The 8762-nt window shown below is 73.7% G+C and carries 9 protein-coding genes; 6 read left to right on the top strand and 3 right to left on the bottom strand.

Annotated features, from left to right (window positions below):
- Nucleotides 1-108: 108 nt before the first annotated feature.
- From ACFY0K_RS44450 to ACFY0K_RS44425, 6 genes are all read left to right on the top strand, one after another.
- A complete protein-coding gene (locus tag ACFY0K_RS44450) occupies nt 109-360 on the top strand; it encodes a hypothetical protein (RefSeq protein ID WP_390644733.1) in 252 nt (83 codons plus the stop codon).
- A gap of 35 nt (nt 361-395) precedes the next feature.
- Complete coding sequence (locus ACFY0K_RS44445) at nt 396-1118, top strand: alpha/beta fold hydrolase (RefSeq protein ID WP_390644732.1); 723 nt, start codon at nt 396-398, stop codon at nt 1116-1118.
- Nucleotides 1119-1137: 19 nt separating this feature from the next.
- On the top strand, nt 1138-1305 hold the full coding sequence (locus tag ACFY0K_RS44440) for a hypothetical protein (RefSeq protein ID WP_390644731.1): 168 nt from the start codon (nt 1138-1140) through the stop codon (nt 1303-1305).
- 129 nt (nt 1306-1434) lie between these two features.
- Complete coding sequence (locus tag ACFY0K_RS44435; protein WP_390644730.1) at nt 1435-2157, top strand: hypothetical protein; 723 nt, start codon at nt 1435-1437, stop codon at nt 2155-2157.
- A gap of 307 nt (nt 2158-2464) precedes the next feature.
- A complete protein-coding gene (locus tag ACFY0K_RS44430) occupies nt 2465-3127 on the top strand; it encodes a hypothetical protein (RefSeq protein WP_390644729.1) in 663 nt (220 codons plus the stop codon).
- 112 nt (nt 3128-3239) lie between these two features.
- Nucleotides 3240-3815, top strand: a complete 576-nt coding sequence (locus ACFY0K_RS44425; RefSeq protein WP_390644728.1) for a sigma-70 family RNA polymerase sigma factor — start codon at nt 3240-3242, stop codon at nt 3813-3815.
- Here ACFY0K_RS44425 and meaB read toward each other — a convergent pair.
- From meaB to ACFY0K_RS44410, 3 genes are read right to left on the bottom strand one after another with little or no spacing between them, the layout of a single operon-like run.
- Nucleotides 3803-4801, bottom strand: coding sequence for a methylmalonyl Co-A mutase-associated GTPase MeaB (gene meaB, locus ACFY0K_RS44420; protein WP_390644727.1), 999 nt, complete (start codon nt 4799-4801; stop codon nt 3803-3805). The genes ACFY0K_RS44425 and meaB overlap by 13 nt on opposite strands.
- A complete protein-coding gene (gene scpA / locus ACFY0K_RS44415) occupies nt 4798-6957 on the bottom strand; it encodes a methylmalonyl-CoA mutase (protein WP_390644726.1) in 2160 nt (719 codons plus the stop codon). Before scpA ends, meaB begins: the two co-directional genes overlap by 4 nt.
- Nucleotides 6957-8762 (bottom strand): methylmalonyl-CoA mutase family protein, encoded by a 1806-nt coding sequence (locus ACFY0K_RS44410; protein ID WP_390644725.1) that lies wholly within the window; start codon nt 8760-8762, stop codon nt 6957-6959. The genes scpA and ACFY0K_RS44410 overlap by 1 nt, the downstream gene beginning before the upstream one ends.

Below are 8762 nucleotides of genomic sequence, written 5' to 3'. Positions count from 1 at the left end.
TCGTCATGCTCAACGCCCTGCGCGAGACCCACGCCGCCGAAGCCGCCATCAACCTCGCCGTACGCACCCTGCACACGGCCCTCCACACCGCCTGATCCGGGCACCGGCGTGACCAACAACGAGCCGCCGGAATCGTCGCCGGAGCCGTCCGCCCACGACGGCCACCCGCGCCTGCGGCACCTCAAGGACCGGCTGACCGAGCACCACCGCCGGGCCAAGGCGGAGCGCGAGGAAGCGGAACTGGAGGAGGCCATCGGGACGGCGGCCTTCGACATGGGGACCGACCTCGCGCACCCCGCGCCCGACCACGCGGAAGCCGCCTACGACGTCGACACCGACATCGGCGTCGACCCGCGCTAGCCGCCCGCCCAGACCCCGCACCGCAAGGAACTCCCATGACCGACTCAACGCCCACCGTCGTCCTCGTGCACGGTGCCTTCGCCGATGCGTCCAGCTTCGCCCGGGTCGTCCCCGAGCTGCTGGCCGACGGTCTGAAGGTGCTCGTCCCGGCCGTGCCCAACCGCAGCCTCACCGGCGACTCCGCCTACATCGCCTCGGTGGTCCGCGCGATTCCCGGTCCCGTCGTCCTGGTGGGCCACTCCTACGGCGGTGCCGTCATCACCGTCGCGGGCGCCGAGGAGAACGTGCAGGCCTTGGTCTACCTGGCCGGCTACGCCCTGGAGGAGGGCGAGAGCCTCGGCGAACTGCAGGGCCGGTTCCCGGACTCCGAGCTCGCCGCGGCCCTGGTGTACACGCCGTTCCCGGTCGCGGGCTCGGACGAGCCCGGCACCGACGTCACCGTCGACGTCGACAGGTTCCCCGCGATCTTCGCCGCCGACGTGGACCCGGAGCTCGCCCGGGTGCTCGCCGTCTCCCAGCGCCCGCTGGCCGGCGCGGCCTTCGCCGAGGCGGCCCCGGTAGCGGCGTGGAGGACCAAGCCGTCCTGGGGCCTGGTGTCGTCCTCGGACCACACCATCAACCCCGACGTCGAGCGCTTCGGCTACGAGCGCGCCGGCATGACCACGGTCGAGGTCGACTCCTCCCACCTGGTCATGCTCGCCCACCCCAAGAAGGTCGCGGACCTGATCCGCGAGGCCGTCCGCAACGTCACCGCCTGACCGACGAGGGAAGAAGCGCATGCGACCCACCTCCGGACCGACCGGCGTCGTCCCTGCCGAGCAGCCGGGGATGGCCCGCCGCGCGGGCGCGCACGCCGCCGAGGTGAAGGCGGGCCACCTGTCCCTCGTCACCCGTCCCGACGTGGTCACCCGCGTCATCAGGGAGGCGGCCGGCTCGGTCGGCTGACCCGTGGGGCAAACGGCGCACCCCGCACGGGTGACGCCGAGCGGGCCGCGCACCGGTGCCCACCGGGCGCGGCCCGTCCGCGTGTAGGTACATGTCATGCGGACAGCGGCGACGAGCGTACGAGCACGGATGCGATCCCCCTGGACCTGGACGGCCCTCGTCGCGGTGACAGGGGTGTGCGGTGCGCTGCCGTTCCTCCTCGCGGAGGGCGACGACCCCCGCCCGCTCTCCGTCGACGAGGCCCGCCGCATGGCCCTCACGCCGCTCCACGCGTACCGGGACAGCCCGGCCGAGGTGACGGTACGGGCTCCGCTGCCCGGCGGTACGGCCGTGGTCCGCGCGGTGGTCGACGAGCACCGGCACCGGGCGGTGGGCTGGTTCGACACCGGGGACGCGGCGGAGCGGGGGCTGCTGGCGTGGGACGGCGCCGGGCTGGAGGTCGCCCGGCCCAAGGCGGACGGCAGCGCGGGCCCGCTGGCGCGGCCGGCGTCGACGGCGGAGGCGGTACGGGACGCCGCGCGGCTGCGACCGACGGCGTGGATTCGCCGCGGCTACGGGCCGGCCTCGCTGGACACGGCCCTGCGGCTGACGCTGTCCCTGGCCGCCGCCCGCCCGGACGACGCGCACCGGATCGCCCGCTCGGGCCGCCGCCACCTGGGCACGGACCGGATCGACGGCCGTCGCTACGACGTCTTCTCCGCCGGCGACGCCCCGCTGAGGTACTGGATCGACGGGGCGGGACGACTGCGCCGGGTCCGGGAGGACCTGGACGACGACCGCACGATCGAGGTCGACGTGACGCGGGCGCGGGTACGGACGGCGGTGCCAGAGGGGCCGTGGGCGAGTGGTTGAACTGGGCTGCGGCTGGGGGGACGCTTACCGGCGCTTGCAGGGTGCCGCCGCGCCCACCCGTGCCGCCTGGGGGCACCGCCCAGGCCCTTGAGGCACTCGGGGAGGCACGACTTGCCCGCGGCTGGGGAGATGCGGCGGCTACAGCGCCCCCAGGGGCGCGGGGAACTGCGCGACCAGCCCCCACCGGCCCGCAGCCGGCACACGGCCGCTGTGAAACTTCCCGCCCGGCCTGTGAGTTGAGCGCACCGGCTGTGGATCGCCGTACCACTCCCCGACAGGTCGGCCCCGGCTGCGAGGATGATGCGCCATGACGGCAGGATGGTGCGCACGCACGACACGGTCCGCGGTGTTCGCGGCCGTCTGCGTGCTGCTCGCCGCCCTGGGCCACGTCCTGATGTCCGGCAGCCGGGTGCCCGCCTGGGCGCTGGCCGCCGCCCTGGCGCTCACCGGGGCCCTCGGCTGGGCCCTGTCGGGTCGTGAACGCGGGCTGCCGCTGGTCGTGTCCGCCGCAGTCGGCACCCAGACGGCCCTGCACTCCGGCTTCTCCGCGGCCCAGGTGTGGACCACCCACACCGCCTCCCTGGGCTCCATGCGTATGGACACCCACATGGACATGGCCGCCATGAACATGGGGTCGATGCACATGGGCCCAGCCCACGCCGGCCCCGTCGAATACCTGGGCTTCGGCACCGGCGGCGCCGCCTCCACCGGCATGTTCGCCGCCCACCTGCTCGCCGCGCTGCTGTGCGGCCTCTGGCTCGGCCACGGCGAACGCGCGGCGTTCCGCATCGTCCGGGCCGTCGCCGGCCGCCTCGTCGCCCCGCTACGGCTGCTGCTCGCCCTGCCCGCCACCCCCGAGCGGCCGCGCCCCCGGCTGCGCCGCCGGCGTTCGGACCGGGCGCCGCGGCTCCGGCTCCTCGTCCACGCGATCACTTCCCGGGGTCCGCCCGTGCGGACGGCTGTCGCCTGACGACAGCTGGTGGTCCGGGGCCGTCCGTACGCGCCCCGGACGAACACGGCGGCCGCACGCCCGCTTGAGGACTCGGCCGCCTCCCCCCTCACCTTTCTCGCAAGGACACCGAGTGATCACTTCCGTCCTGCCCGCACGCACCGAGGCGACCGAGAAACGCGACGCGTCGATCACGGCCTGGGCTCTTGCCGCCCGGTCCGGGGACGCGGCCGCCGTGGACGCGTTCGTACGGGCCCTGCACCGCGACGTCCTCAGGTACGTCGCCCATCTCTGCGCCGACCCGCAGGCCGTCGACGACCTCGCGCAGGACACGTTCCTGCGCGCGCTGGGCAGCCTGCACCGTTTCGAAGGCCACGGCTCGGCCCGTTCCTGGCTGCTGTCGATCGCCCGCCGGGCCGTCGTGGACAGCCACCGGTACGCCGCCGCCAGGCCCCGCCCGGCGGACGTCCCCGACTGGCAGCAGGCGGTCGAGCGGGCCCAGCCGTCCGGGCTGCCGGGGTTCGACGAAGGCGTCGCGCTCCTCGGCCTCCTGGCGGCGCTGCCCGACGAACGGCGCGAGGCGTTCGTCCTCACCCAGCTCGTCGGGCTGCCGTACGCGGAGGCCGCCGAGGTCAGCGACTGCCCCGTCGGCACGGTCCGCTCCCGGGTGGCCAGGGCCCGCGAGGCGCTCCAGGATCAGCTGGCCTGAGGCCCCTCGGCCGGTTCGCCGAACGCCTGCAGGATGCGCTCGGCGGCCAGTGTCGCCGTCAATATGCCGTCCCTGACCTGCTGTTCGAGGCCGGGGGCGGCCGCCCGCACCGCCGGGTGGGCGGCGAGCCGGCCGAGCAGGTCGTCCCGGACCATCGACCAGGTCCAGCCCACCTGCTGCTCACGCCGCTTCTCGGCGAGCCGCCCGGTGGAGTCCAGCAGCGCCCGGTGCTGTTCGAGGCGCTCCCAGACCAGCTCCAGGCCGGTCGACTCCCGGGCGCTGCAACTCAGCACCGGGGGAGTCCAGAAGGCCTCCTTGCCGTGCATCAGGCGCAGCGCGCCCGCCAGTTCCCGGGCCGCGGACCGGGCGTCGCGCTCGTGCGGGCCGTCCGCCTTGTTGACGGCGATCACGTCGGCCAGCTCCAGGACGCCCTTCTTGATGCCCTGGAGCTGGTCACCGGTACGGGCCAGGCTGAGCAGCAGGAAGGAGTCGACCATGTCGGCGACCGCGGTCTCGGACTGGCCGACGCCGACGGTCTCGACCAGGATCACGTCGTATCCGGCGGCCTCCATGACCACCATCGACTCGCGGGTCGCCTTCGCGACCCCGCCGAGGGTGCCCGCGCTGGGGGAGGGGCGGACGAAGGCGTTCGGGTCGACGGCGAGGCGCTCCATGCGCGTCTTGTCGCCGAGGATCGAACCGCCGGTGCGCGTGGACGACGGGTCCACGGCCAGCACCGCGACCCGGTGGCCCAGCCCCGTCAGCAGCGTGCCGAACGCGTCGATGAACGTCGACTTGCCCACGCCGGGCACCCCGCTGACGCCGATCCGCCGGGCCCGGCCGCTGTGCGGGAGCAGCTCGGTGAGCAACTCCTGCGCCGACGCCCGGTGTTGTGGCCGGGTGGACTCGACGAGGGTGATGGCGCGGGCGATCACCGCGCGCCGTCCGTCGAGCACACCCTTCACATAGGCGTCGACATCGATCACAGCTCGTGCCCGAGTTCCGCCGACAGCCGCTTCACCAGGTCGTAGGCCGCGTCCGGAATCACCGTCCCGGGCGGGAACACGGCCGTGGCGCCCATCTCCAGGAGGGTCGGCACGTCCTGCGGCGGGATCACCCCGCCGACCACGATCATGATGTCCGCCCGGCCCTCCTCGGCGAGCTGCTCACGCAGCGCCGGTACGAGGGTGAGGTGACCGGCCGCCAGCGAGGACACGCCGACCACGTGGACGTCCGCCTCCACCGCCTGGCGGGCGACCTCCTCCGGGGTCTGGAACAGCGGGCCGACGTCGACGTCGAAGCCGAGGTCGGCGAAGGCGGTCGCGATCACCTTCTGGCCGCGGTCGTGACCGTCCTGGCCCATCTTGGCGACCAGGATGCGCGGGCGGCGCCCCTCGGCCTCGTCGAACGCGTCGACCAGGGCCCGGGTGCGGTCCACGTTCGGGGACTCGCCTGCTTCGTTGCGGTACACACCGGAGATCGTACGGATCTGGCTCGCGTGCCGGCCGTACACCTTCTCCAGGGCGTCCGAGATCTCGCCGACGGTCGCCTTGGCACGGGCCGCGTGCACCGCCAGTTCCAGCAGGTTGCCGTCGCCGTCCGCCGCCCGGGTCAGCGCGTCGAGCGCGTCCCGGCAGGCCGTCTCGTCCCGCTCCGCGCGCAGCCGCCGCAGCTTCTCGATCTGCTGGGCCCGCACCGAGGAGTTGTCTACCTTGAGGACCTCGATCTGCTCGTCGCTGTCCACCCGGTACTTGTTGACGCCGATCACCGGCTGCCGCCCCGAGTCGATCCGGGCCTGGGTGCGGGCCGCCGCCTCCTCGATGCGCAGCTTGGGAATGCCGGCGTCGATCGCCTTGGCCATGCCGCCCGCCGCCTCGACCTCCTGGATGTGCGCCCAGGCCTTGCGGGCGAGGTCGTAGGTCAGCCGCTCCACGTACGCGCTGCCGCCCCACGGGTCGATGACCCGGGTGGTGCCCGACTCCTGCTGGATGAGCAGCTGGGTGTTGCGGGCGATGCGCGCGGAGAAGTCGGTGGGGAGCGCGAGGGCCTCGTCGAGGGCGTTGGTGTGCAGCGACTGGGTGTGGCCCTGGGTCGCCGCCATCGCCTCCACGGCCGTGCGCGTGACGTTGTTGAAGACGTCCTGCGCGGTCAGCGACCAGCCCGAGGTCTGCGAATGGGTGCGCAGGGACAGGGACTTGGTGTTCTTCGGCTCGAACTGGCCGACCAGCTTGGCCCACAGCAGCCGGGCCGCCCGCAACTTGGCGATCTCCATGAAGAAGTTCATGCCGATCGCCCAGAAGAAGGAGAGCCGGGGCGCGAACGCGTCCACGTCCAGGCCGGCTTCGCGGCCCGCCCGGATGTACTCGACGCCGTCCGCGAGCGTGTACGCCAGCTCCAGGTCGGCCGTCGCGCCCGCCTCCTGGATGTGGTAGCCGGAGATGGAGATCGAGTTGTAGCGCGGCATCCGCTGCGAGGTGTACGCGAAGATGTCGGAGATGATCCGCATCGACGGCTTCGGCGGATAGATGTAGGTGTTGCGGACCATGAACTCCTTGAGGATGTCGTTCTGGATGGTCCCGGCCAGCTTCTCGGGCGGTACGCCCTGCTCCTCCGCCGCCACGATGTAGAGGGCGAGTACGGGGAGCACCGCGCCGTTCATCGTCATCGACACGGTCATCCGGTCCAGCGGGATGCCGTCGAACAGCTGGCGCATGTCGTAGATCGAGTCGATCGCGACACCCGCCATGCCGACGTCACCGGTCACCCGCGGGTGGTCGCTGTCGTAACCCCGGTGCGTGGGCAGGTCGAAGGCGACCGACAGGCCCTTCTGGCCGGCGGCCAGGTTGCGCCGGTAGAACGCGTTGGACTCCTCGGCGGTGGAGAAGCCCGCGTACTGGCGGATGGTCCAGGGCTGGTTGACGTACATCGTCGGGTACGGGCCGCGCAGGTACGGCGCGATGCCCGGGTAGGTCCCGAGGAAGTCCAGGCCCTCCAGGTCACGGCCGGTGTAGAGCGGCTTGACCCCGATGCCCTCCGGGGTCTCCCAGAGCGGCAGGTCACCGCCGGCCGCCCGCCACTCCTCGGGGCTGCCGTCGGTGACGGGGGTCCCCAGCTCGATGCCGGAGAAGTCGGGGATTCCCATCAGGACACTCCCATGCGGTCGAGGGTCTCGGACAGCACGGCCACGGCGTCGCAGCCCGCGAAGACGTAGGAGTCGACACCGGCGAACTCGCCCCGGCCCGCGAGCACCACGTGCCGGGCACCGGCCGCCTTCAGCGATGCGGCGGTCCGCTCGGCCTGTTCGGCGTAGAGGGCGTCGCTGGAGCAGAGCACCGCCTCGGTGGCGCCGCTCTCCTCGAAACTGCCCTCGGTGACGGGTTCGATGCCGCCGGCCTGGAAGAGGTTGGCGGCGAAGCCGGCGCGCGCGGTGTACGCGGCGGCCGGGCCGAGCGTGGCCAGGTAGATCCGCGGGCGGCTGCCGGTCGCCGCGAGATGGGCGTCCGAGCGGGCGCGCAGCTCCTCGTAGGCCTCGTCGCGGCGGACCCGGGGGAGGCCGCCCGACGGCGGCTCGGGCGCCGGTTCGCGCACGACCGGCTTCTCGGCGAGGAAGGGGAACTCGCTGACGCCGGTGACGGGTTCACGGCGCTTGGCGAGCTTCTTGGAGCGCTCGGCCCAGGTGGTCGCGAGGTCGGTGCGCAGGCGGCCGGAGCGCAGCACCGCCGCCTGGCCGCCGTCCCGCTCGATGCTCCGGAAGAACTCCCAGGCCGCGTGGGCGAGTTCGTCGGTGAGCTTCTCGACGTACCAGGAGCCGCCCGCCGGGTCGATGACCCGGGCCAGGTGGGACTCCTCGATGAGGATCGTCGAGGTGTTGCGGGCGATCCGGCGGGCGAACGCGTCGGGCAGGCCGATCGCGTGGTCGAACGGCAGCACGGTGACGGAGTCGGCGCCGCCCACCCCGGCGGCCAGCGTCGCGACCGTCGTACGGAGCATGTTCACCCACGGGTCGCGGCGGCTCATCATCACCGGCGAGGTGACCGCGTGCTGCACCTGCGCGCCCGCGCCGGCGGCCCCGCTGACCTCGGCGACCCGCGCCCACAGCCGGCGGGCCGCGCGCAGCTTGGCGATGGTCAGGAACTGGTCGGCGGTCGCCGCGTACCGGAACTCCAGCTGCCCGAGGGCCTGTTCGATGCCGAGGCCGGCCTCGGTCAGCTCGCGCAGGCAGGCCACGCCGGTGGCCAGCGAGGCGCCCAGCTCCTGCGCGGCCGAGCCGCCCGCCTCGTGGTACGGCAGCGCGTCCACGGTCAGCGCGCGCAGGCCCGGGAACTCCGCGGCGCAGCGCTTCGCCAGTTCGGCGACGGGAGCGAAGGGGAGGGCGGTGCCGGTGCGTGCCTCGTACCCCAGCGGGTCGGCGCCCAGGCTGCCGCGCACCGCCTTCGGGTCGACGCCCTTCTCGTCGTACAGCCGGAACAGCTCGGCCGCCGCCGCCTCGGTGTCCTGGCCGGCGTCCAGGACCACCGGGGCGAGGTCCAGGTGGACGCCGTCGAGGGCGCGGGCGAGGCCGGACACGGGGATGCCGCCCCGGCCCGCGAGCAGCCAGAGCGAGGTGACGCCGTTCTCCAGGTCGGCCAGGAGCGCGCCGTCGGGAGCCGCGGTGTGCCGCTGCCGTACGTCCCAGCCGCTCGCGACGCCGCCCTCCGGACGGCCGCCGCGCACGTACGGCGCGAAGCCGGGCCGACCGGGGTCGGGTGCGGAGTCGCGCGCGGTGTACAGGGGACGGGTGCGCAGCCCGTCCTCCAGCGTCGTGGACAGGGCGTCCTCGGCGGCCTCGCCCGAGACTTCCCTGCCGGACTTGCGCAGCACACCCTCGACCAGGCGGTGCCACTGCTCTTGCGTCGCGTCAGGGAACTCGGCGGCCAGTGAGAGCCCGTCGTCAGGCAGGACCGTCAT

The organism is Streptomyces sp. NPDC001507 (genome assembly GCF_042894765.1).
Classification (GTDB): domain Bacteria; phylum Actinomycetota; class Actinomycetes; order Streptomycetales; family Streptomycetaceae; genus Streptomyces.
This window is presented reverse-complemented; position numbering and strand designations above follow the sequence as displayed.

What these genes read in the sequence shown, in the direction of transcription:
- ACFY0K_RS44445 (WP_390644732.1), top strand. Translation starts at nt 396, where the DNA reads ATGACCGACTCAACGCCCACCGTCGTCCTCGTGCACGGTGCCTTCGCC.
- ACFY0K_RS44440 (WP_390644731.1), top strand. Translation starts at nt 1,138, where the DNA reads ATGCGACCCACCTCCGGACCGACCGGCGTCGTCCCTGCCGAGCAGCCG.
- ACFY0K_RS44435 (WP_390644730.1), top strand. Translation starts at nt 1,435, where the DNA reads ATGCGATCCCCCTGGACCTGGACGGCCCTCGTCGCGGTGACAGGGGTG.
- ACFY0K_RS44430 (WP_390644729.1), top strand. Translation starts at nt 2,465, where the DNA reads ATGACGGCAGGATGGTGCGCACGCACGACACGGTCCGCGGTGTTCGCG.
- scpA (WP_390644726.1), bottom strand. Translation starts at nt 6,957, where the DNA reads ATGGGAATCCCCGACTTCTCCGGCATCGAGCTGGGGACCCCCGTCACC.
- ACFY0K_RS44410 (WP_390644725.1), bottom strand. Translation starts at nt 8,762, where the DNA reads ATGACGGTCCTGCCTGACGACGGGCTCTCACTGGCCGCCGAGTTCCCT.